The organism is Faecalicoccus sp. (assembly GCF_036552745.1).
In the GTDB taxonomy this organism is placed as follows: domain Bacteria; phylum Bacillota_I; class Bacilli_A; order Erysipelotrichales; family Erysipelotrichaceae; genus Faecalicoccus.
The window spans coordinates 1-21,587 of the sequence record NZ_JAXKBY010000117.1; the positions used below are offsets into that span (position 1 = coordinate 1).

22 protein-coding genes are annotated in these 21,587 nt (G+C 36.8%); 6 read left to right on the top strand and 16 right to left on the bottom strand.

Annotated features, from left to right (window positions below; translation table 11 throughout):
- Window positions 1–116: 116 nt before the first annotated feature.
- From U0M88_RS05630 to uvrB, 11 genes are all read right to left on the bottom strand, one after another.
- Complete coding sequence (locus tag U0M88_RS05630) at window positions 117–494, bottom strand: DUF2620 domain-containing protein (RefSeq protein ID WP_331869168.1); 378 nt, start codon at window positions 492–494, stop codon at window positions 117–119.
- Window positions 495–511: 17 nt separating this feature from the next.
- Window positions 512–853 (bottom strand): PRD domain-containing protein, encoded by a 342-nt coding sequence (locus tag U0M88_RS05635; RefSeq protein ID WP_117445931.1) that lies wholly within the window; start codon window positions 851–853, stop codon window positions 512–514.
- 137 nt (window positions 854–990) lie between these two features.
- A complete protein-coding gene (yhfZ, locus tag U0M88_RS05640; RefSeq protein WP_331869169.1) occupies window positions 991–1,920 on the bottom strand; it encodes a GntR family transcriptional regulator YhfZ in 930 nt (309 codons plus the stop codon).
- 5 nt (window positions 1,921–1,925) lie between these two features.
- Window positions 1,926–2,900, bottom strand: coding sequence for an amidase family protein (locus U0M88_RS05645; protein ID WP_331869170.1), 975 nt, complete (start codon window positions 2,898–2,900; stop codon window positions 1,926–1,928).
- Window positions 2,901–3,056: 156 nt separating this feature from the next.
- Entirely contained in the window at window positions 3,057–5,102 is a 2,046-nt protein-coding gene (locus U0M88_RS05650) for a sensor histidine kinase (protein ID WP_331869171.1), read from the bottom strand.
- Window positions 5,099–5,806, bottom strand: a complete 708-nt coding sequence (locus tag U0M88_RS05655; RefSeq protein WP_205141674.1) for a response regulator transcription factor — start codon at window positions 5,804–5,806, stop codon at window positions 5,099–5,101. The genes U0M88_RS05650 and U0M88_RS05655 overlap by 4 nt, the downstream gene beginning before the upstream one ends.
- 12 nt (window positions 5,807–5,818) lie before the next feature.
- A complete protein-coding gene (locus U0M88_RS05660; protein ID WP_331869172.1) occupies window positions 5,819–6,406 on the bottom strand; it encodes a TVP38/TMEM64 family protein in 588 nt (195 codons plus the stop codon).
- A 98-nt stretch (window positions 6,407–6,504) separates the two neighbouring features.
- Window positions 6,505–6,969: a hypothetical protein gene (locus U0M88_RS05665; RefSeq protein ID WP_331869173.1), complete on the bottom strand. Its 465-nt coding sequence runs from the start codon at window positions 6,967–6,969 to the stop codon at window positions 6,505–6,507.
- 6 nt (window positions 6,970–6,975) lie between these two features.
- A complete protein-coding gene (locus tag U0M88_RS05670) occupies window positions 6,976–7,251 on the bottom strand; it encodes a hypothetical protein (RefSeq protein WP_331869174.1) in 276 nt (91 codons plus the stop codon).
- 105 nt (window positions 7,252–7,356) lie between these two features.
- Window positions 7,357–7,944 carry a helix-turn-helix domain-containing protein gene (locus U0M88_RS05675; protein ID WP_331869175.1) on the bottom strand — a complete coding sequence of 196 codons (588 nt, stop codon included), beginning with the start codon at window positions 7,942–7,944 and terminating at the stop codon, window positions 7,357–7,359.
- A gap of 94 nt (window positions 7,945–8,038) precedes the next feature.
- A complete protein-coding gene (gene uvrB, locus U0M88_RS05680) occupies window positions 8,039–10,006 on the bottom strand; it encodes an excinuclease ABC subunit UvrB (protein ID WP_331869176.1) in 1,968 nt (655 codons plus the stop codon).
- A 138-nt stretch (window positions 10,007–10,144) separates the two neighbouring features.
- Between uvrB and U0M88_RS05685 the strand changes: the two genes are divergently transcribed.
- Both U0M88_RS05685 and U0M88_RS05690 read left to right on the top strand, forming a co-directional pair.
- Window positions 10,145–10,861 (top strand): DUF975 family protein, encoded by a 717-nt coding sequence (locus U0M88_RS05685; RefSeq protein WP_331869177.1) that lies wholly within the window; start codon window positions 10,145–10,147, stop codon window positions 10,859–10,861.
- Between the two features lie 65 nt (window positions 10,862–10,926).
- Window positions 10,927–11,055: a hypothetical protein gene (locus U0M88_RS05690; protein ID WP_331869178.1), complete on the top strand. Its 129-nt coding sequence runs from the start codon at window positions 10,927–10,929 to the stop codon at window positions 11,053–11,055.
- A gap of 258 nt (window positions 11,056–11,313) precedes the next feature.
- Here the strand turns inward: U0M88_RS05690 and U0M88_RS05695 are convergent, their stop codons facing one another.
- From U0M88_RS05695 to U0M88_RS05710, 4 genes are all read right to left on the bottom strand, one after another.
- On the bottom strand, window positions 11,314–11,799 hold the full coding sequence (locus U0M88_RS05695; RefSeq protein ID WP_272005241.1) for a PTS sugar transporter subunit IIA: 486 nt from the start codon (window positions 11,797–11,799) through the stop codon (window positions 11,314–11,316).
- Between the two features lie 88 nt (window positions 11,800–11,887).
- Window positions 11,888–13,069: an N-acetylglucosamine-6-phosphate deacetylase gene (locus U0M88_RS05700; protein WP_331869179.1), complete on the bottom strand. Its 1,182-nt coding sequence runs from the start codon at window positions 13,067–13,069 to the stop codon at window positions 11,888–11,890.
- A gap of 4 nt (window positions 13,070–13,073) precedes the next feature.
- The gene (locus U0M88_RS05705) at window positions 13,074–14,429 is read right to left on the bottom strand and encodes a class-II fumarase/aspartase family protein (protein ID WP_272005235.1); all 1,356 of its coding nucleotides are present in this window, start codon (window positions 14,427–14,429) and stop codon (window positions 13,074–13,076) included.
- Window positions 14,430–14,454: 25 nt separating this feature from the next.
- Window positions 14,455–16,056: a PTS transporter subunit EIIC gene (locus tag U0M88_RS05710; RefSeq protein ID WP_331869180.1), complete on the bottom strand. Its 1,602-nt coding sequence runs from the start codon at window positions 16,054–16,056 to the stop codon at window positions 14,455–14,457.
- 184 nt (window positions 16,057–16,240) lie between these two features.
- On the opposite strand from U0M88_RS05710, the gene U0M88_RS05715 reads away from it, so the two are divergent.
- From U0M88_RS05715 to U0M88_RS05730, 4 genes are all read left to right on the top strand, one after another.
- Window positions 16,241–17,791, top strand: a complete 1,551-nt coding sequence (locus tag U0M88_RS05715; protein WP_272005229.1) for a DeoR family transcriptional regulator — start codon at window positions 16,241–16,243, stop codon at window positions 17,789–17,791.
- 14 nt (window positions 17,792–17,805) lie between these two features.
- Complete coding sequence (locus U0M88_RS05720; RefSeq protein WP_272005226.1) at window positions 17,806–18,285, top strand: RDD family protein; 480 nt, start codon at window positions 17,806–17,808, stop codon at window positions 18,283–18,285.
- A gap of 1 nt (window position 18,286) precedes the next feature.
- On the top strand, window positions 18,287–19,123 hold the full coding sequence (locus tag U0M88_RS05725) for an HAD family hydrolase (RefSeq protein ID WP_331869181.1): 837 nt from the start codon (window positions 18,287–18,289) through the stop codon (window positions 19,121–19,123).
- Window positions 19,124–19,217: 94 nt separating this feature from the next.
- Entirely contained in the window at window positions 19,218–20,390 is a 1,173-nt protein-coding gene (locus tag U0M88_RS05730; RefSeq protein WP_331869182.1) for an NAD(P)-dependent malic enzyme, read from the top strand.
- Between the two features lie 146 nt (window positions 20,391–20,536).
- Here U0M88_RS05730 and U0M88_RS05735 read toward each other — a convergent pair whose 3' ends face one another.
- Window positions 20,537–21,514, bottom strand: coding sequence for an asparaginase (locus tag U0M88_RS05735; protein WP_331869183.1), 978 nt, complete (start codon window positions 21,512–21,514; stop codon window positions 20,537–20,539).
- Window positions 21,515–21,587: the final 73 nt, after the last annotated feature.

A 21,587-nucleotide genomic window follows, 5' to 3' on the forward strand; every position in this document is an offset into this window, starting at 1 on the left:
AAATACTTGTCTATGTCTTAAAGAAGTTGAAGTACTCTATTCATTACTTTTTTATCCGGCAGATTGCAACAGATGCTTTATTTGAGGTTTCTTTTTAATGCTGAATTATGGCTAAATCACCAAACTGTGGGTATAGCGTTTTCTTTCAATGCATCCAATAATACCGGCAATACTTTTTCTGCATGTTGGGCTGTAAAACCAAAAGCAATTTTCCCTTCTTCTACAGCTGCTTTAATATCGGCATCCGAAAAGATTTTACCTGGCATACTAATTGTCTGGCATTTATTTTTTCCCAATAGAGCCATTGCCATAGCTAACGCACCACCGCCACCGGTGTTACAAGCGCCAATATAATAGTCATATTCCCCTTTCTTTACAGCGTTTACAGCTTCTAGATCACCTTTAACATCAACCTCACTTGAATCTTGCAGATATTGTTTTGTAAACTCTGCAATCTCCTTCTTGTTAATCTGTCCACCAACTACAATTTTCATTTTATTCTCCTCCTTTGTCATTGGTATAAATTACATAAATGCATCAATAAGAATCTTTTCTCTGACTCTGGTATTTCACATGGTGCATTTATTAATAATTTCTGAAGTAATTTATTAGCTTCTTCATACCCACTAGACTCTTCAACTTGCTTCCATAGTGAATCATCCAATTTTTCCACTTCCTCGTGATTTAAAACTCTTTGTACACACATCGCTAGATGCGTAGTAAACATTTCTAAAATCTGCTCCTTCTCATTAAATTCATCTTCTAATTGTTCGATAACACTTAGTACATACAAGCTTGTTTTTTCATTAATTACATCCGCTTCTTTTAAAATTTCAATTCTCTCACTTAGCATAGATCCTCCATTATACAAAATTTTGGTCAATGAATATACAATATTTTGTACATTTGAATATTAGCATACTTGATATTTATATTCAACCAAAATTTTGTATTTTGAAAATAATAAAAAACGCACTCAGAAAGTACGTCTTAATAACTCGGAGAAATTTTATCTTCCATCACCAGTCTTTGTGTATCCAGTACCGTTTCAACCGAAATAATCTCATCCAACAACCGGAACATTGTTTCATTCTCTCTTTTAACTACTAAAACCGCTTCTGTATCTGCTTGATGATCCGAATTCACCTCAATGTAATTTATATCTAGCGCTTTATCTTGAAGTTCATCCTCATTCCAAATGGCGGCATCCACTTTACCCTTTACGACAAAATCAATAACATTATTATAATTCATAGGGACAAATTCAACAGAATAGCTTTTACAAACTTTTTCTGTTAATTTCATCTGATCTACTGAGTCTTTGTCTACACCTATCCGCATACCATCTTTTATACCATTTGCAGTCTTATCGTGTAAAAGTAAGATATGATTCGATAAATAAGAATGCCTGCCAAACGATTTCACAATGCTAATTTTAGCTTTATCATTTTTAATAATCCCTTGTGCAGCATATTGAGATACTATCGCAAAATCATAACGCCCATCCATTAACATAGCTATTCTGTTTTGTGCTCCACGCATATATGCTAAAGACATTGGAATGTCATATTGATTTTCTAAACCTGTAATTAAACCGGTTGCCAATCCCTCATAACGTTTTGAATACGGTAAAGGCATAACTCCCACAATCGAATCAATACCGGCAAATCCAAATAAAGCGCGCATATTCTTCTTTTTTAAAAAAGTTCCTAAATGCCCTCTTGACTCTAATTCTATAGCATTTTGGTCAATTAAAAATTTCAAAGCGTTTTGTATAGTTCCTCTTGCCAATCCAATTTTTACACTGAATTCCTGAACAGTGGGTATTCTTTCTCCCTGCTGAATAGAGAGTATCATGTTTGCCAAACACATTGACGAATATCCATTTTTACTATATAACAACGTTTGATAGTTTTTCACTTACATCAGACCTTTCTATTAAAGTAACCTTCATCAAAATACATATCTATATTACCAAAATACTTTTTTGTCATCTCATCCTCTTTTTGACAATATTTCGGTGCTATTGACAACATTTTTCTTATACTCGCCAAATCAGACTTACAAAAAAGGACATAGCCACTAGATAATTCGTTAGATGGAATTGCTAATGCCGTAGCGCCTACCATATTTGCTACCCTTAAAAGCCCTTTATTGGATTTCTTTTGTTCTTCTTGCGTTATTAAATCATAATGTCCATAAATGGAATCCCCTTTCCCGAAAACATCAATATTCCTATTGTATTCGACCACCACATCATATTTGGAAAGCTGCTCTTGTAGATAATTCATACAAGTTTTTCGATCATTATAATTTATTTCTTTATTCACTTCGAAAATATCTATTCTATTATGATTTTTTGGATCCGTCTGTAACGTTAATGAGATTGCATCAAGAATTAGCTGTAAATCTTTGGATATAAATCCTATAGAAGGTACAAAAGAAATTCCATCTGTTGATTGTTTTCTAAATCCTTCCATATATTCCCACTCAATCAAAGGGCTGATAAAACCAAAAAGGTTCAAAGACAATGCCGGAGCTAAAACAGACCCTCCGCCATCTGTACCAACACCTATATCATTTATTCCTAAAAAAACGTTTAGAGCAGTTCCGCTGCTTGACCCAGTCATATATCCGCCATGAATAGGATGAAACAATCTATAATCAATGGCTCGTCCTCCCAACGAACAAGAATCAATTGTGTGTAAGATCATATTATTACTTTCAAGTAAATGAACAAGTTTATGAGGAATTGATGAATGATCTTTTACCCCCAAAAACAGAACATTCTCGCTATTTTCAAACGCATTAAGTGCATTAGGAAAAACTCTAACTACACTTCCATATGGATTCTTTATGGCTAACATCGTTTTCTTCGCATAAGTAATTATCTTATTCATTAAATCAATCCTTCACATTAAGACAGGTAAAATATACAATATTTTGTATATTAATGATAAATATCAAACTGATGTTTGTCAACAAGGCTTTTCTTTTCAAACAATCTAAAAAAAAAGTATGTCTAAACGAAAGCTCAAACATACTTCTATCATTCATTATTTTACCGAAAAGCTTACAATAGCCTTAAACACATCCCCATCGAGTTGTACCGTAAAGCTGCCATTTTGAATCTCGCAGAAGCTTTTGACGATCGCAAGACCTAAGCCGCTGCCTTCTTCATGACGTGACTGATCTGCCCGAGCAAACCGCTCTGTGATATCTTGGGGATCAAAATCCAGTGGTGTCTTGGAAATATTTTGAATCGTAATATCAACTACTTGATCCTGATTCTTTTCTATCGTCACAAAAACACGTGTATTCTCCAATGCATACTTTGCCACATTCGACAATAAATTTTCAAAGATACGCACTGTTTTATTGCCATCCAGAAGACAAATGACAGGCTCCTGTGGTTTACGTATAACGGATGACAATCCCTTTTTCTCTAACATTGTTTCATTTTCCACTACTACTTGTTCCACCAGGGAAACAATATCTACATTCTGTGTTTCTAAATTGATGTTTCCGGAATTTGCTTTGGAAACTTCAAAGAGATCTTCAATCAATTTACTTAATCGATCGGTATATTGATTTAGACGAACCAGATATTCTTCTTTATCTTCTGTACTTAACTGTGGATCATTTAATAATTCAAGATAATTCTTTATTCCCGTTAAAGGCGTTTTTAAATCATGAGATACATTGGTGATCAGTTCTGTTCGTAAGTTTTGTGAACGCACTCTTTCTTTGACAGCTTCTTCAAAGTCTTCCTGTACCGTATCTAGTTTTTCCTGCAGGGATGGCAGAATAGAAGTTTGATATTGCTTATCCACTTTAAAATCACCCTGCGCAATTCGATCTAACCGCACCAACAATTTATCGTATTCTTTGACGATACGTTGAGCCTGATGTAAAAGGAATATATAGGACACCACACCATAGATCAATACAAGCAGCCATCCCCAGAATAAAGCACATAGAAACATCAGGGCTGTGTTCAATAAAACACCTTTTAGAATCAAGTTTTTAATTTTTTGATCTAAATCATAATTTGAAAGATCCTTGATGCCCGCATATAGTTCGACGATGCGATTTCCTATCCATGTATCTTCTTTTAAGAAACGCACGAAACCGGAACACAAAGAGTATTTTACATAGTAAATATCAATACCGATAAAAAATAAAGATAAAAAGAACAAACTGAAATTGATGACATTGACCCATACTCCGGCAGCCGGAAGACCATAGCGTACCATGGCCGGCAATAGAATATCGTTAATGGTCACTCCCATAATATAAATACAAATAGAGACAATCAAAATGGTCAACGTACCAAAAAAGAAGATATTAAATTCCGCTTTCCAGGAAAGAATCGTTTTCAATAACTGTGTCTTTGCCAATGTCTTCCAGGAAACAAGGAATAAATATACACCGATAATAAAAGCACTTATCACAAAGGCCAACAGAACAAATGGTACCCATACCGAATCATTGTACACAGAGGTATAGACCAATCCTCCGGCTTTCGTTTCTTTGGGAATAAATAAGGTCACTTTTAAATTCGTAGGAGGATTTAATTTCACATCTTGATCTGGATCATTCATCAACTCAGAGACAATACCATCCAAAGTATAAAAATCATAGAGCGATAAAAAGCTGAATTCTGTCACATCCATATTTCCGGATTGTTTTAAATTGCCATTTTCATCATAAGTCAGTTCTCCATAGAACAAAGCATTTTTTGAATTGGTATCTTCAGTGAAATGATTACTTAAGACCTGATCTTTCCATTCTATACGATATGCAAAGTTTTCATCATTATCCAAAAGGTACACGGACTCACGAATGGAATTTTGTGATGCATCATCTACACTTTGTTCCAATATCGCATCCGAAGACTCAATGAATCGATACGAAGGATCCATCTGTTGCATCTTTCCCAAGATCAGCCACTCAATCGATTCTTTCAATTCATAATTGACCTCATCAAAGTCGGTTACCGAACTAAACTGAATTTGGGGGTACAAGAAGATCACAATAGCCGAACAGACAGCACAAAGCAGCAGGAACCCGCTTAAACATAAGTTTTGTACTCGCTTCATGGTTCCATCCTTTCAATCTTATAACCAATGCCCCAAACGACTTTGATATAAACCGGCTTTTTTGGATTGGCTTCGATCTTTTCACGCAGCTTTCGAATATGCACCATGATTGTTTCAGTATTGATCGCATCTTCCTGCCATATCGTTTCATAGATTTGTTCTGCGGAATAAACACGTCCCGGATTTTTCATCAAAAGCTCTAAGATGGAAAACTCTTTCGGTGTTAAATGAACGATGCGATTTTCCACTTTGACTTCTTTTGTCAGTGTATTTAATTCCAGATCACCAACCACATAACAATCTTTATTATCATGATGATTTTCTTTTAAACTTAAAATCTGTTCGTATCTTCTTAACTGTGCCCGAACACGGGCAATCAGCTCCAGAGAAGTAAATGGTTTGGTGATATAGTCATCCGCACCGATATTCAATCCGTTGATCTTATCAATATCTTCGCTTTTTGCACTCAAAAACAAAATAGGAAAATCATACTTTTCTCGAACCTTCATGACCATCGTAATGCCATCCATCACCGGCATCATAATATCCACGATGGCCAAATGTACCGGTTCTCTTTCTATGATTTCCAAAGCCTCTTTGCCATTGGGCGCATCGAGTACACGATAGCCCTGATTCTTCATATAAATACAGATAGCCTTGCGAATACCTGTCTCATCTTCAACTACTAATACGGTATGTTCCATACATTTCCCCTTCTAAAATAATCCTGCAACCCACTGCAGTAAAAACGTTAAACCTTGACTATATAATAATAACCCGAATGGTTTACACAACAAGATAATCATCATAAACTTTTTATACGACATTTTGGTCAAACCGGCAATCATACATAGAATATCATCTGGAAATCCGGGCACAAAAATCGCAAACGCAAAGAAGATCTCAAACTTCTTTCCTTTATCCAGCCATCCGATATATTTCTGAACCGTCTTTTGATCACACACTTTTTCCATAAATGGTCTGCCATATTGTTTGATCAGCCAAAAGGCGATCAAAGATCCTATACATAATCCAATATAATTATAAACAAAACCAAATACACTGCCAAAGCTGACTACGCCAATCGCACTGGTGATTCCTCCGGGGATCACTGGAATAACGGTTTGAAAGATCTGCAGTGTTATAAACAAGAAAGGAGCGGCAAAGCCTGATTTTGATAATAAAAACTGCAGCTTTTGCGGATCCAATAAATAGCCCTGTGTCCCCAGGAAAACTAAAAACATCACACAGGCAATCGTTCCGGCTATCGTTAGAGTTGATATCCATTTTTGACTGGCATTCATACAGATCCCTCCATCCATACATAGAATAAAAGAGAAATGTAAAAAACCAGTGTTGAAAATCCTTAAGTTTTTCTAAAGAAAAAGGAATCCGTGGATTCCTAATACTGATTTAACAATTTTTGTATGAGAATCAATGCTTCTTCTTTTGGATAATACAAATCCGCATCCATAGATTCAAAATAATCTTTAAATGATGAAAGAAAATTCGGATTCTCCAAGGTCAATACGATCACATTGCCATCACTGCTCATAAACTGAATATATCCCAAGCTGTCAGATAAATACACTTTTAAACCATTGCTCAATTCTCCAAGGTCCTCTCGCAACAATCGCAAATCATAAATGTAAGCATATTTTAAGAACTGTTGCACAACCTTTTTACGATCTGCCTTATCTAAAGGACGATAAAAATCGGTTGAAAATTCATCAAATACACCTTTTTCCAAGAATCGCCGTATTCCATTTAAGCTGCAGAAATGAAGCGGATGAATCTGTTCATGGCGATGAATCAGGTTCTGAATATATGTCGTAAAAGCATTGATAAAATATTCTTTTTGGGCCATGTCGTCTTATAAATACTTGCGAATATCAATTTTTTGAATAAACGGTACAAGACAAGGCACCAGCTGAAATAAAATCTCCGGGTCGCTTTTACAAGACATGATCTTCTGATTTAAGGCTAACTGGCTAGTCAGATCCTGAATTGGAACAAGCAGTGGTGTTGTCTTTTCATACAGTGCATCAAAAATTTGATTCAAATAGTTCACCGTTTCACTATCCTTATACAACAAGCCGTTTTGATAATCTCCAGATAAGGAAAGTGCGTATTGCGAAGTCACGATCATATAAGGAAACGGTGGAAATGCGGAATGTGAAAAATCCGTTCCATAGTAATAGGCCGTTTCATAACGAACACCGCGATTGGCAAACTGCGCATACAGTGAAATGATCTAACTTAGCGATTGAAAGTTATGATCATCTCGAATTTCCAAGATACTGTCATATTTAGAAAAAGATAAAATATGACGCAAAACCGTTTTCCCCTGAATCAAAGGAAACATATTAGAAAATCCGGGAAGCTGTGGCGTTCCTAAGAATTTGATCATGCCCTTACCATTTTCATTTTCCTTTGTCACTAAATGATAAATCAAATACTCCAAAGATTGTCGGGTTCCGGAAAAAGGAACTACTTCTTTATCCTGTATTTGAAAATCACTTTTTTGAAAGCCCGGCATTTCAATTTTTAAAGGCTGCGCATGAAAAGAAGACAAAAACGAATGCACATTCTTTCTTCGATAATATCTCTCCGGACTAACCAGGGAAATCGAGTAAAGTTCTAAAAGTTCACTTGTTTCATAAGGAGAAAGCTCCAGATATTTTCCCATGCGCTTTACCAGATCTTTCGAAGGGGCATTGCGCTGTCCTTGTATGATCTTATGCAAAGAAGAGCGATCGATCGACAAATATTTTGCCATCTGATATTTATTCACTTTCTTTGTCGTAACATAACTTTCTAACATTTCTGAAAACTCTGACATAAAAAACCTCTCTACGTGGCAAACTTATAACTTTTTTTATTACAACAATCCTTGCCACACTCTATACCAAATGAAAGAGCAAAACATGTTTGCTCTATTGTTCCTTTAATTCAAATAAGATATCTCGAAGCTGCGCAGCTCGTTCGAAATCCAAAGTACGTGCTGCTTCCCGCATTTCTTTCTCGATATTCTCCAACATCACTTCTTTTTGTTTGACCGGCATTTTCTTTTTCTTTAAATACCGAGCCGCCATCTCTTTGGTTTCCTTGCTTCGAACCACATCATGAATTGGCTTGATGATCGTTTTAGGAACGATGCCATGTTCTTCATTGTAGGCCATTTGAATGCTTCGGCGACGTTTTGTCTCCTCAATGGCATACGCCATGCTTTCGGTGATATGATCTCCATACATGATGACTTTTCCCTGAGCATTTCGAGCCGCACGACCGATGATCTGAATCAATGAACGCTTGCTTCGTAAAAAGCCTTCTTTGTCCGCATCCAGGATCGCAATCAAAGAAACTTCCGGAATATCCAATCCTTCTCGAAGCAGGTTGATTCCTACCAGTACATCGTATTTTCCCTGACGAAGATCATGAATGATTTCGGTACGTTCAATGGTCTTCACTTCATGATGCAGCCAGGCAACCTTGAGATCCATTTCTTTTAAGTACGCCGTTAAGTCCTCTGCCATACGCACTGTCAGTGTTGTTACCAAGGCTCTTTCCCCTCTGGCAACTCTCTCTTTGATCTCATCCACCAAGTCATCAATCTGTCCTTCAATCGGACGAACCTCGACTTCAGGATCCAATAAACCGGTTGGACGTATGATCTGTTCGATTACCTCGTTATGCGTCTGTTCCAGTTCCCAATCACCCGGTGTAGCAGAAACAAAGATGGCCTGATCAATCAGTTGTTCAAATTCAGGAAAGCGTAAAGGACGGTTATCCAAAGCACTTGGTAAACGGAATCCATATTCCACCAATACTTCTTTACGCGCTCTGTCGCCATTGTACATTCCGCGAATCTGCGGTAAAGACACATGGCTTTCATCAACGATCAGTAAAAAGTCCTTAGGAAAATAATCAAATAATGTATAAGGTCTCTCGCCCGGTTTTCGACCATCAATATGACGGGAATAGTTTTCGATTCCCGGACAAACACCAAACTCACGTAACGCCTCTATATCATAACGACAACGCTGTTCCAAGCGCTCTTTTTCCAGTGGTTTTCCCGCCTTTTCAAAATAATCCAGGCGTTCCTCCAGTTCCTCTTCAATCGTCTTGGCAGCTCGTTCCATGATATCCATGCTGGTGGCATAACCATTTGCCGGATAAATATTGTAAACAGAATATGCCTGTCGTACTTTACCGGTTACGGGATCGACTTCACAAATTCTTTCGACCTCATCATCAAACATCTCAATGCGAATTAAATACGTATCAGTATGTCCCGGTGTGATCTCTATGACATCCCCTCTTACACGGAAAGTTCCACGAAGCGGATCGCTGTCATTACGCTTATATTGTTGTGAAACTAAATCACTCATCAACTCTTTACGAGTGATTTCCTGTCCCACCCGCAAAGTAAAGATCATATCCCGATACTGATCCGGATTACTGGCACCGTAAATAGAGGCCACACTGGCCACGATAATCGTATCTCTTCTTGATAATACTGAATTAACAGCCGCCATTCGCAGCATATCCAATTCTTCATTGGTCTTGGTATTTTTATCAATATACGTATCCGTTTTCGGCAAATACGCTTCCGGTTGGTAATAATCAAAATAAGAAACAAAATATTCTACGCGATTATGCGGAAAGAACTCTTTAAATTCCGAATACAACTGCCCTGCCAAAGTTTTATTGTGTGCAAAAACCAACGTAGGCCGATTCACTGCCGCAATCACATTGGAAACGGTAAATGTCTTTCCGGTACCTGTAGCCCCTAAAAGAACCTGATATTTTTTATGCTCGTTTAAACCTTTAACCAATGCTTCGATTGCTTTAGGCTGATCTCCACTTGGTTTATAGTCTGATACTAATTCAAATTTGTCCATATAAGATATTATAGGAAATAAATTATAGCCATTCAAGAACTATGATTGCACAAGTTTCTATACGTTCACAAAACAATTTTATTTTTATACAATCTATAGGCAAAGTGTGTTAAAATGAGGATGAAAGAAGGTGAACTTATGTGGACACGCGAAGAGCTAAAACAAAATGCTAAAAATACGTTGCGTGATAAATACTGGACAATCTTAGGTGTTTCTGTGTTAGCCGGTATTCTTCAAGGATCATTTTTTACCATCATTACAGAATTGGTCAATCCAACTCATACTTATTTGACTGTTTTGGGAAATTATGCCATTGATGTAAATGGTTTGATTCGACTTTGGATCATAATCACAATTATATCCTGGCTATATTCCATATTTTTAGGACATACGATTCTTATTGGAGCCTATAAATACTTTATTCTTTCCATAAAGGAAAATCCTTCTACTTCCACTTTATTTGATTTTTTCAAGACCTCCTATTGGAACATTGTCAAAGTCATGTTCTTCTATCAGATAAAGATCGTCTTATGGACTTTATGTTTTATCGTGCCCGGCATTATTAAAGCGTATGAATATTGCATGGTTCCTTATATACTTGCCGAACATCCGGAGATGGAATCTGCTGCAGTTTTTGAACGATCCCGAATGCTAACACAAAATAATAAAATGAATATCTTTGTTTTGGAAATTTCTTTTATCGGATGGCTCTTTTTGGGAATGATGTGCTGCGGAATCGGTGTAATCTTTGTCAGTCCATATATTGATATCACCATGACGCATTTATATCTGAAACTCAAAGAAATTCATGGGATCGATCAACCGGAACTTCCGCCAATTCCTGAAATACTGTAAGTATAATTCTGAATATTATTTGATAAAAAATTTAATCTATAATCAAACAGGAAGAAGGAATCGCCATGGCAGACAAGGTTATCAAGTATATGAGCCAGGAATGGATCGATCAACTTAATGAAGAATTCGAACAGTTGAGTATCAATGACAGTATTCGAATGGAAAATGCACGAATTAAGTGGGCAAAATTGTAAGGCCGTGAAGAAGGACAAAAAGAATTAATCCAGACCTTACAGAGAATGTCTACCAAAGAACGCAATGAATTTTTGAAAAAGCCACTCGATGAAATCCAAGACACGTTGAAAACAAAATCACAATAAAAGCAGGTCCACTTCAATGTAATTAAATTAAGTCCAATGAACACTTTAAGGCTGGTCCAGCTATAATTTAAGATGCTACAAAAAAGAGAGGACTCGCTCCTCTCTTATATTCATGCCTAGCTTACGGCACGATTAGATTTCAACACAGGTGAATAATTCTTCATCATGCTTTACAGAATAGTTCTCTGTATGTTTTTTTATTTTGAAATAATCAGAATTTAGTACGATGACCGGAGATATCAGATCGACTTTCTTTTCTTTCAATAAATTGTAATCAACCTCAAGCACTTTTTCTCCCGCTTCTACATGATCACCTACTTTTTTTAAGGCCTTAAAACCTTCCCCTTTTAGATTGACCGTTTCCAGTCCCACATGAACCAAAATCTCCAAACCGGATTCATGACGAATTCCAAAAGCATGGTAACTTGGAGCAATCAAAGATACAATCTCTCCACTGACAGGAGCATAGACATCTCCACCAGTCCAATCCACTGCCAATCCATCTCCCATCATTTTCTGAGAGAAAACTTCATCAGGAACCTCGATCAATTCTGTTGTGTTACCATCTACTGGCGATAACACAGTGAATTCTTTTATACGTTTTTTAAACAGTCCCATATTTATCCTGGTATATTGTAAAAGACTCATTTAACAGCCGCTACAATATACCTTTCCTTTCTATCATCCTTTTTATATAGTTAGCTTTCTATAGGTATTGAACACCTAAACAGAATGTATGAACCAATTCATAATCTGGTTTACATACGATGATATCGGCATCATAGCCAGGATACAATGCTCCTTTTTGGTTAGATACCCCAATATATACAGCCGGATTCCAGCTGGTCATCTTGATCATATCCAGTGGTGAAACTTTCGAATGTTTTGAAAGACTGACAACAGATTCGTTATACCCCATTTCCAAATGTTTTACCTGGTCATAATCCATGGAATCAATGAAAGTTTTCGTTCCATCTTCTTTTAAGATACATAACCCTTTTTTATCCGGAATAAATGTTTCTTTTCTAATAAAATGATGAAATGGTTCTTTTACATGAGCATACCCAACGCAGTCCGTAGTTAAAAGGATACGATCGGCCGTTTTTATGCGATAAACAATATCGAAAGCTTCATGACTGACGGTCATCCCTGTCTGCTTGGCAAACTCACAATATAAATCATCAAAATACAAGGCACTTCCAGCAACACCCAATTCTCTATGATGCATTCCCTTCATACCAGAGAACATATGTGTCACTCCCGAGAGTCCATATGATTTTAGTTCTTTGATTAAATCAAAGTTTGCATCACTATGTCCGATTGAACATTGGATTTGATGATCTTTACAGAATGTGATCAATTCTTTAGCTCCTTTTAGTTCCGGTGCCAAAGTCATCAAACGGATCATATGATGTTTGCCCTGTAGTGCAACCAACTGCTCCATCAGATTCAAATCAGGGTCGATACAACATTCTTCTTTCTGCATTCCTTTATACTTCTTATTGATAAAAGGTCCTTCTAGATGAACACCTAACATTTGTGCACCTGTTTTTTGATCTTTGAAAACTTTATAAGCTTCCTTTACACCTCTTACGATTTCATTTTTCTTATCAGCTCCTGATGTGGCTAAAAATGAAGTCACTCCCGTCTTTGGTAAATAGTCCTTCATTCTATAAATGGAATCTGCTGTTTTTTCATGCCAGAAAGAACCACAAGCCCAACCATGAATATGATTATCAATGTACCCTGGAAATACATACAAATCTGTGTAATCAAGATAGTCTTGACTACTGGTTTTCGATATCCCTAGAATCTTCCCATTCTCCCAGGTCAGATACCCGGATTCCATATGATCATTAAGAAAGATATGTTCAGAATAGAGTTGCATAAGTCTATCGAAGTTCTCCTGCCATCTTACGGGCTTTTTGAGCCAACTCTCTTGCAAGTTCCGGTCCGACACCTACATAATTTTTGGGATCAATCATATCCTTGAGCTCCTGGTCAGTAAAGATTGACGAAATCGTTTCATCTTCTTTTAATACGTCATAATAGTTTTTGCCTTCAATCTCCACTAGCATTGCCTTATCATAAAGCAAAGTATGTGCTTTATCTTTACCAATTTTTGCAGCTACTTTCATCATAACGTATTCACTGTTATCTAAACCTTTGTTCAGCAGAACATTTTTTAGCATATTTTCTTTCTTAACCGTTAAAGTTCGAGTTAGCTCTTCTGCACGAATAATAACTTCTACCATCAGTTCTGTCGTTTCTTCCATCAAGCCATCAAACAACATATAGCTACTGGAATCACCTTCAAACATACGGACCCCACTGTATAATCCTGCTGGAATAATAGAATACAGTTTTTGAGAATTTGCGATAATCCCTTTAGCAAGTTTAGGATTGATCTTTTGCGGCATCGTAGAACTTCCAACTGTTCCCGGGGTAAAGGCTTCACTGACTTCATTAAACTCTTCAATGCCGGTGTAGTATATTTCTTCAGCCATTTTATGGAAAGTATTACACAATAGTGCCATTGTCATAATATACTCTTCCTTATGCTGGCACATATTTCTAGAAGGTACCTCCATTTCACTCATATGTAGAAGATCAGCTACAATGGCCTGAACCTGACGCCCTTTTTCTCCCATAGAATTAAAAGATCCAATAGCTCCACCCATCATAACGGCACAGATTCGCTTTTCACTTTGACGCATACGTTCAATATTAGACAAGAGTTCACTAATGTATACAGAAACTTTGTACCCATAAGTGATAGGAATCGCATGTCTTCCATGCGTTCTTCCCGGCATAACGGTTTCCGCATTATCCTCAGCCAGATCCGCCAGATGTTCAAGGATATCTGCTAAGAAAGAATAAACGATTTCATAGATCTGATGAATCTGATAAAGTTGAGAAGTTTGTTGAATATTCTGTGTGGTAGCACCAAAATGGAGATATTTTTGCCCTTCTTCGTTCAAATGTGGAAGCAAAGTCTTTAAAAAAGGTACAAAACCATGCCCGATCTTTGCTTTGATTGCAGCCATTTTTTCAAAATCAATATTCTCAATTTTAGCGTTGGCTACAATGTTATCGGCAGCTTCCTGAGGAATGATTCCCACTTGAGCCTGAGCTGTAGCTAAAACAGATTCCACTTTAAGCCACGTTTCTACTTTTGCCTTTTCTGTTAACAATTTTTTTATTCCACGATCATCAAGTTTACTCTTTGAATCATAAAGCGCTCTCATACAATACCTCTCTTTTTTTATTAACTTACTTTCCCTTTAGTTTATCATCCACAGCGTGACGAACAAATTCTACATGTGGGCCAAAGACAACATGGATATGTTTTTCAGATGGGAAGAAAATACCAGCACATCCGGAATCTTTGATTTTCATCTGATCAACTTTGGATGGATCAACCAGATCTATTCTCAAACGTAAAATGCAGTTTTCAACATGTACGATATTATCTTTTCCACCAAGCCCTTCAATAACAATACCTGCAATTGCTGGCCAATCTTTCTGTTTTAACAGTTCACTTGCACTCTCTTCCACTTCAAATGGTTCACGACCTGGAGTTTCCAACTGAAATTTCAGGATATACCATTTAAATACAAAATAGAATAAGAAGAAGTTGGCAATTCCCAACAGAATCAGATTGATCCAATGTGTATTCTCATACATCAAGCCAAAGATACCAAAGTCGAAAATTGTACCGCGAATATAACCAATACTAATATTCAAAAGCTGATATGGTAACATGCCGATACCACACAGTACACAATAAATGATAAACAGAGCCGGACTAATAAACAAGAAAGAGAATTCCAAAGGTTCTGTAATATTACCTAAGAAAGCAGTCAATACACATGTTGTGATGACACCTTTTGCCATCTTGCGGTTTTTTAAGAAAGATGTTTTATACATTGCCAATCCAATAGCTGGAACACGGAACAATGTCGTTAATTCCTGAGCACCCCCCAGATAACTGGATAATTTTGGCATCAAATCTGACCAATAAGGACTATCCGGTCCAAGATTAAATAATACTTCATTCATCGCATTTAAAATACCAACATATTCTGTACCATTGATCATGTATACACCACCGGCTTCTGTAAAGCGAACAACAGAAGCTAATACATGATGTAGTCCGAATGGAATCAGCATGCGGTTAAACATGTAATAAATAGAAGCACCGATGTAATCAGTTGTAAAGATAAAAGAAATACTGATTAGGAAGGAAGTGATCCAAGACCAAATAATTGGAATGATCAAGCCCAATGGGATAATAAATACAACTGTCAAAATAGGAATGGATTTCTTCCCACCGAAGAATGCGAATGCTAACGGTAACTCCAAGCGATAGAAGCGATTTGCTGTAGCCGCAGCAACAAGACCAGCGATAATACCACCTAAAGCCTCAAGTTTTACAGTCTGAACACCTAAATACACACCCTGGCCTACCTGAGCCATAGTTTCTGCATCAGCTAAGGTACCAGAAGCAGTTAGATATACATTCATGGTTACATTTAACACAAGGTAACCAACAACAGAAGCAAAAACTGCAATGCCTTTTTCATGTTTGGCAACACCTTGAGCAACACCCATCGCAAATAATAATGGAATATTGTTAAAAATAATACTGGTAATTGAACTTAAACTTGTTAAAATCAGTTTCAAAATTTCATTTCCTAAAAAAGGAAATCTTTCAACCATGTAGCTTTGTCCCAATGCACTACAAATCCCCATAATCATGCCGACAGGGGCTAATAATGCAATTGGAAGCAACAATGAACGACCAAAAGTTTGTATATTGTTTTTCCAGCTCTGTGGAACTTTTGGTAATTTACTAAGAACTGTACTAGCCATACTCTCCCTCTTTTCTTGTTTTGTTTATACTTCATTCATTAATTTGTGCGCATCAAATTAAGCAACTTCATTATTCCATCCAGAAATGTAAAGTTAAAGGCAATAATATATAATTATTTTATTGCAAAAAGTAGCCTTTACGACTGAACAGATTTTTATGATACTTAAGAGGAAGGTGTAAAACATGGGACTATCGCTGGCAAAAATAAAATTATTAAAATTCATACAGGAAGCTAATCAAATTTCATTGGATAAATGTGCACAACATTTCGATAAGGATACAAGTACGATTCGAAGAGATATCCAAGAAATCAATGATTTCTGTGAACACCCTGTCATTCAGATCAAGAAATCCATGTGTTCCTGCCCTATTTCATATCAGGAGTATTTACAGGTCATCAAAAAATTGACAAATTATGATTATTTCAGTTCTTATGATGAAAGAGTACGAGTCGTAATCTGTAAAATCTTCTTTGATGGTTTTGCGAATACATCCGAACTTTACACCATGTGGAACTTATCTTTAACGACCAAGAAAAACGACATGACCAAGTTCAGAAAACTCATGACAGAACTTTCGATGAAAGTAGATATCATGCGTAAAAAAGGGTTAAGGATACACGGAAACGATCTTTTCTTCCGTATTTATGCCACCAATCAGATTTATTCCCTGATTGAAATCCGAGAGGATAACACGATTGCAGAAAGAATTGCAAATACACCTTTGGAACATCAGATCTATGAAATGATCGATGAAAATTATCGAAACTATATTCCCCGGGCATTAAACGATATTCAAATATATCTGGATACATATCATCTTTCCATTACTTATAGTTCCAAAAAGATGTTATTGCTGTTTTTATGTTCGTTATATTATTTTCCGCCTAAAGAGGATAGAGAATTTCTTCATAGTATTCCATTTCCCTATCTTCCTGCAAAGATCACGCCGGATCCCTTTTTAAATGAAGTCTTGGGTGTTGTGGTTTCAATATTAGATCTATCTCAGAAACCACCCTGTATCTTTACGACGCAGCTAAAGAAAACCTGTGATCAGTTTATTAATGAAGTTGAGCATTCCATACATACTCCTATCTATACACAGAGAGAACTAAAAAAAGAAATCTATGCCTACGTACAAAAAGGAATTGCACAAACATATCTTCATTCTGTCATTATCGATAAGCTTGTCAAAAATGTAGATAAGCAATTCCCAAATCTTTATAAAAAGATAAAGAAATGTGCTGAAATTTTGGAGATACAACTGCCCATTCGCATCACAAAAGATATGCTCTTTACACTGACATTGATCTTTCAAAAATTCATATTGAAAAACAGTCTATATGACGATCATAAGACCAAAGTCATAATTGTAACTGGGATTCCTTACGAAAGGCTTGATTTCTATAAACAACAGTTGAATGAACATTTCAATGTAGATTATGTAGGTCACGCGAATCTGAACAGTCTTCATATCATTGATGATCTGGATTATGATTTTATCATAACTTTTTCCGAAAGAACATATAATATTGTCAGTTCAAAGTATGAACGTACCTTGTTAACTAACTTTTTTATCGACATTGCAGAAGAAGATCGTCTAAAAAGCATAGGTATTCAGGGAAAGAAGACAAAAATCATCGCATCCCAGCTATTGAGTCTTATTGATCAACAAAAAACAAACGAAGAAAAAATCGAATTCTTATTAAAGTCCTATCCAAATACATTTATTTAATACGGAGGTGCACTATGAAATACGGTAAAAAAGCAAAAATCATTCTAACTGACGCTCCACTATCAAAACGGGCGATTGCTTACATCATTGACTTCTCTTTAGAATTTATTCTTTTATTTCTACTTATGACAGGAATCAATGGCTTGTATCAAAATCCCGATACACGTTCGCAAGCCAACTTTGTTCTTTTATGCAGCATTGTGGTTTTTGTATTTTTGTTCCTTTATCTTCCAACAAAACACAATGGACAAACCATGGGGAAGATGTTTTTCTATATCAAAACCGAAAGTACAGAAAATAAAAAACTAGGATATTGGCTGAACTTTGCCAGAGAATTTGTGTTCAAATTTATGTTCGCAATGATATTGATACCTTGTGAAATAATTCAGATTTTTCTTTATTACATCAAACACAAGAATCTGGAAAAAATTCGACTAATTCATGATGGAATTTTATTCACCCGTGTCGTATCAATTCCAAAGAAAGGAAAATAATATGGCACTTCTCTTTATAGACTTTGATCGAACACTTTATGATCACGATGAAAAAACCATTCATAAACCGGATATAGACGCATTGATTCAAGCCAAAAAAAATGGACATAAACTCTTTCTATCTACAGGAAGACCACATATTCATCTCGACGGGATTCTTCCTGACAACCTTTTTGAGGGAGGGATCTTCTCCTGTGGTGCAAAAGTTAGTATTCAAGACAAAACAATCTATTTACATGCATTTGAACCGACAGATATTAAAATGTTGATTTCTTCCTTACTGGAAAGAAAAATCGATTTTACAGTGGATGGAGATACTAGAAGATTTTTAACTCCTTTTGCGATGAAAATCTTTAATCGACGTTGTAGATCCAATGAATTAGAGGACTGTGAATTCAATCTTTTTGCCAAACAGAGAAGAACATCCTACCCTATTGAAGCTCTTTCAGAAGAAGATTATCAAGCTATTCTGAAAATTTCCATCTACGCTCAAAACTATGACACCTGTAAAGAGTTTATTGCTCTGTTACCAGATAGATTCAGAGCATTTATTCATCGAAATATAAAAGATCATTTTATTGGAGGAGAGATTGCTTTAAAATCCATCAATAAATCCATCGGGCTGCAAAAAATACTCGAGTATTATGGAAAGCCAAATTTAGAAACCATTGCGATTGGTGACAGTAAAAATGATATTGAAATTTTAAAAACTGCCAAACTTGGAATCTGCATGGGCAATGGTTGCGATGAAGCTAAAGAGGTTGCTGATTTTATCACAAAGCCTATACAGGAATGTGGCATTGCTCATGCACTACAATCGCTTCATATTCTTGATTAGAACAACAAGGATATCGACACTTTTATAAACATATTGTTACAAAATATAAAACATAGATCGGTTCTACATTTTTATTGAAAAGGAGGAAACAAATATGGATTACACAAAAGAAGCCTTAAGTTTACACAAAGAATGGAACGGGAAATTGGAGATTATACCAAAAATGTCGATTAAAACCAAAGACGATCTATCTGTAGCTTATACACCAGGTGTTGCCGCCCCGTGTTTAGCCATCCGTGAAGATGCAAGACAATCCTACACCTATACCGGAAGAGGACATACAATTGCAGTAATCAGCGACGGAAGTGCTATACTGGGATTAGGAAACATCGGTCCGGAAGCCGGAATGCCCGTCATGGAAGGAAAGTGTGTTCTATTTAAAGCTTTGAGTGGATTGGATGCCATTCCTTTGTGTCTAAATACACAAGATACTGACAAACTTGTCGATATCATTGCAGCTTTAGAACCAAGCTTTGGTGGAATCAACTTAGAAGACATCGCAGCTCCACGTTGTTTTGAAGTGGAACAGCGACTCAAAGAAAGAATGAACATTCCAGTTTTCCATGATGATCAACATGGAACAGCCATCGTTACGTGTTCTGCCTTAGTAAATGCATTGCGTTTAGTGAAGAAAAAAGATCCAGAAATTGTAATTATGGGTGCCGGAAGTGCCGGGTGTGCGATTGCTAGTCTGATTCTGGATCTTGAGTTGGGAAATGTTGTTTTACTCAACCGTAAAGGAATCCTTCAAAAAGATATGCCATTATCCAGTGGGCAAAAAGCTTTGATCGACCGTTTAAATAAAAACCACAAAACTGGAGGATTGAAAGAGGCAATGAAAGGTGCTGACGTATTTATTGGTGTCAGTGCACCTCATATTGTTTCTAAAGAAATGGTGCAATCGATGAACGAAAAAGCCATTGTTTTCCCCATGGCCAACCCGACACCGGAAATCGAACCACAGGATGCTAAAGAAGCTAATGCCTATATCGTAGGGACTGGACGAAGTGATCATCCAAATCAGATCAACAACCTTCTCGCCTTCCCGGGCATTTTCAAAGGTGCTTTAGAAGCACAGGCGACCGAAATCAACTATGAAATGAAAAAAGCAGCTGTATTTGCGATTGCCTCAATGATACCAGAAGAAGAACTGTCTCCGGAGAATATCATTGTATCTGCGCTTGATCCTCGCGTTGTGCCGGCGGTTACCAAAGCAGTAAAACAAGCAGCTATAGATTCCGGTGTGATTAGAAAATGGGATCAATAATGATTTAAGTCAAAAAATATTGTAACAAATCCAGGATAAAAACAGTCCATAAATACAATAAAGAAATCGGAATATTTATGATCATCACCATATATTTCGATTTCTTTATATTTATTCTAGAATTATGATGAATAAAGCTACTATTATCACAACGTTTCAAACCAATACCGAATCTGTTGTTTATCCCTAGTTTTCATTAACGCCAACATCAACAAAATACGCGCTTTATGTGGTGAAAATGTAAAGGCTGGTATCGTATCCCGCTCCGGATCAAAAAAGCTGGAATCAAATACGATGCCCTGCGCAACCCGACTGGAACGAACGATTACGTGCTCTTTAGCTAGTTTATGAAAGTATTCTTTCCATGCCGAACCATAATTACCACTGCCACTTCCAGCTGTTACGATTCCCTCGTATTCTTTTGCCATAAAATCTAAAATTTTTAGATCAGCATCACAATGCCAATACGCAATTCCCACCTTTGGAAGCTTTTGAATCTCCATAGCCGAAAATGGTGAAGTTAAAGTATGTGGCCTTTGACTCTGGCTTAGAAAATATACCTGATCATCTCGCATATAGCCTAACGAACCAAAGTGTCCGATTTCAAACGCATCCGTTTTATAGCTGTTGGATTTGCGAATATCTCTTCCTGAATAAATGGTATCGGAAAACACGGCCAAAACACCGGTGCCTTTTGCTTGATCGCTGGCTGCCAAGGCAACTGCCTGGTATAAATTCATCGGTCCATCGGCACTGGCTGCTGTGGCAGGTCGCATTGAACCTGTCAAAACCACCGGCATATGTGTATGAATCGTCAAATTCAGGAAAAAAGCTGTTTCCTCCAAAGTATCTGTTCCATGTGTTACGACAACACCGTCAACTTGAGGATCTTTATCACATTGATGAATTAAGTTTCTGAGTTCGATCCATCGGCTTTCATTCATATCATTACTGTCCACATTACAAAGCTGAATCGTTTGAATATGGGCTAAATTCTGTATGGCCGGTACACTGGCCAAAATATCAGACACTTTAAATTTCCCAGCTGCATAATCCGCGGATTTGCCGGCTTCTCCACTTCCCGCAATCGTCCCTCCGGTTGCGATGATCACTATATTTTTCATCTACATCCACTCTTTCATTTCACGCTACAATATATCATATTTATCTTTTAAATTGTATGGCTTGCTGATGAAT

Coding starts and splice junctions, on each gene's coding strand:
- U0M88_RS05705 (WP_272005235.1), bottom strand. CDS start 14,429: ATGAGAGCGCTTTATGATTCAAAGAGTAAACTTGATGATCGTGGAATA.
- U0M88_RS05710 (WP_331869180.1), bottom strand. CDS start 16,056: ATGGCTAGTACAGTTCTTAGTAAATTACCAAAAGTTCCACAGAGCTGG.
- U0M88_RS05730 (WP_331869182.1), top strand. CDS start 19,218: ATGGATTACACAAAAGAAGCCTTAAGTTTACACAAAGAATGGAACGGG.
- U0M88_RS05630 (WP_331869168.1), bottom strand. CDS start 494: ATGAAAATTGTAGTTGGTGGACAGATTAACAAGAAGGAGATTGCAGAG.
- U0M88_RS05690 (WP_331869178.1), top strand. CDS start 10,927: ATGGCAGACAAGGTTATCAAGTATATGAGCCAGGAATGGATCGATCAA.
- U0M88_RS05635 (WP_117445931.1), bottom strand. CDS start 853: ATGCTAAGTGAGAGAATTGAAATTTTAAAAGAAGCGGATGTAATTAAT.
- U0M88_RS05720 (WP_272005226.1), top strand. CDS start 17,806: ATGAAATACGGTAAAAAAGCAAAAATCATTCTAACTGACGCTCCACTA.
- U0M88_RS05735 (WP_331869183.1), bottom strand. CDS start 21,514: ATGAAAAATATAGTGATCATCGCAACCGGAGGGACGATTGCGGGAAGT.
- U0M88_RS05660 (WP_331869172.1), bottom strand. CDS start 6,406: ATGAATGCCAGTCAAAAATGGATATCAACTCTAACGATAGCCGGAACG.
- U0M88_RS05700 (WP_331869179.1), bottom strand. CDS start 13,069: ATGCAACTCTATTCTGAACATATCTTTCTTAATGATCATATGGAATCC.
- U0M88_RS05695 (WP_272005241.1), bottom strand. CDS start 11,799: ATGGGACTGTTTAAAAAACGTATAAAAGAATTCACTGTGTTATCGCCA.
- U0M88_RS05715 (WP_272005229.1), top strand. CDS start 16,241: ATGGGACTATCGCTGGCAAAAATAAAATTATTAAAATTCATACAGGAA.
- uvrB (WP_331869176.1), bottom strand. CDS start 10,006: ATGGACAAATTTGAATTAGTATCAGACTATAAACCAAGTGGAGATCAG.
- U0M88_RS05670 (WP_331869174.1), bottom strand. CDS start 7,251: ATGATCGTGACTTCGCAATACGCACTTTCCTTATCTGGAGATTATCAA.
- U0M88_RS05685 (WP_331869177.1), top strand. CDS start 10,145: ATGTGGACACGCGAAGAGCTAAAACAAAATGCTAAAAATACGTTGCGT.
- U0M88_RS05665 (WP_331869173.1), bottom strand. CDS start 6,969: ATGGCCCAAAAAGAATATTTTATCAATGCTTTTACGACATATATTCAG.
- U0M88_RS05725 (WP_331869181.1), top strand. CDS start 18,287: ATGGCACTTCTCTTTATAGACTTTGATCGAACACTTTATGATCACGAT.
- U0M88_RS05645 (WP_331869170.1), bottom strand. CDS start 2,900: ATGAATAAGATAATTACTTATGCGAAGAAAACGATGTTAGCCATAAAG.
- U0M88_RS05650 (WP_331869171.1), bottom strand. CDS start 5,102: ATGAAGCGAGTACAAAACTTATGTTTAAGCGGGTTCCTGCTGCTTTGT.
- U0M88_RS05655 (WP_205141674.1), bottom strand. CDS start 5,806: ATGGAACATACCGTATTAGTAGTTGAAGATGAGACAGGTATTCGCAAG.
- U0M88_RS05675 (WP_331869175.1), bottom strand. CDS start 7,944: ATGTCAGAGTTTTCAGAAATGTTAGAAAGTTATGTTACGACAAAGAAA.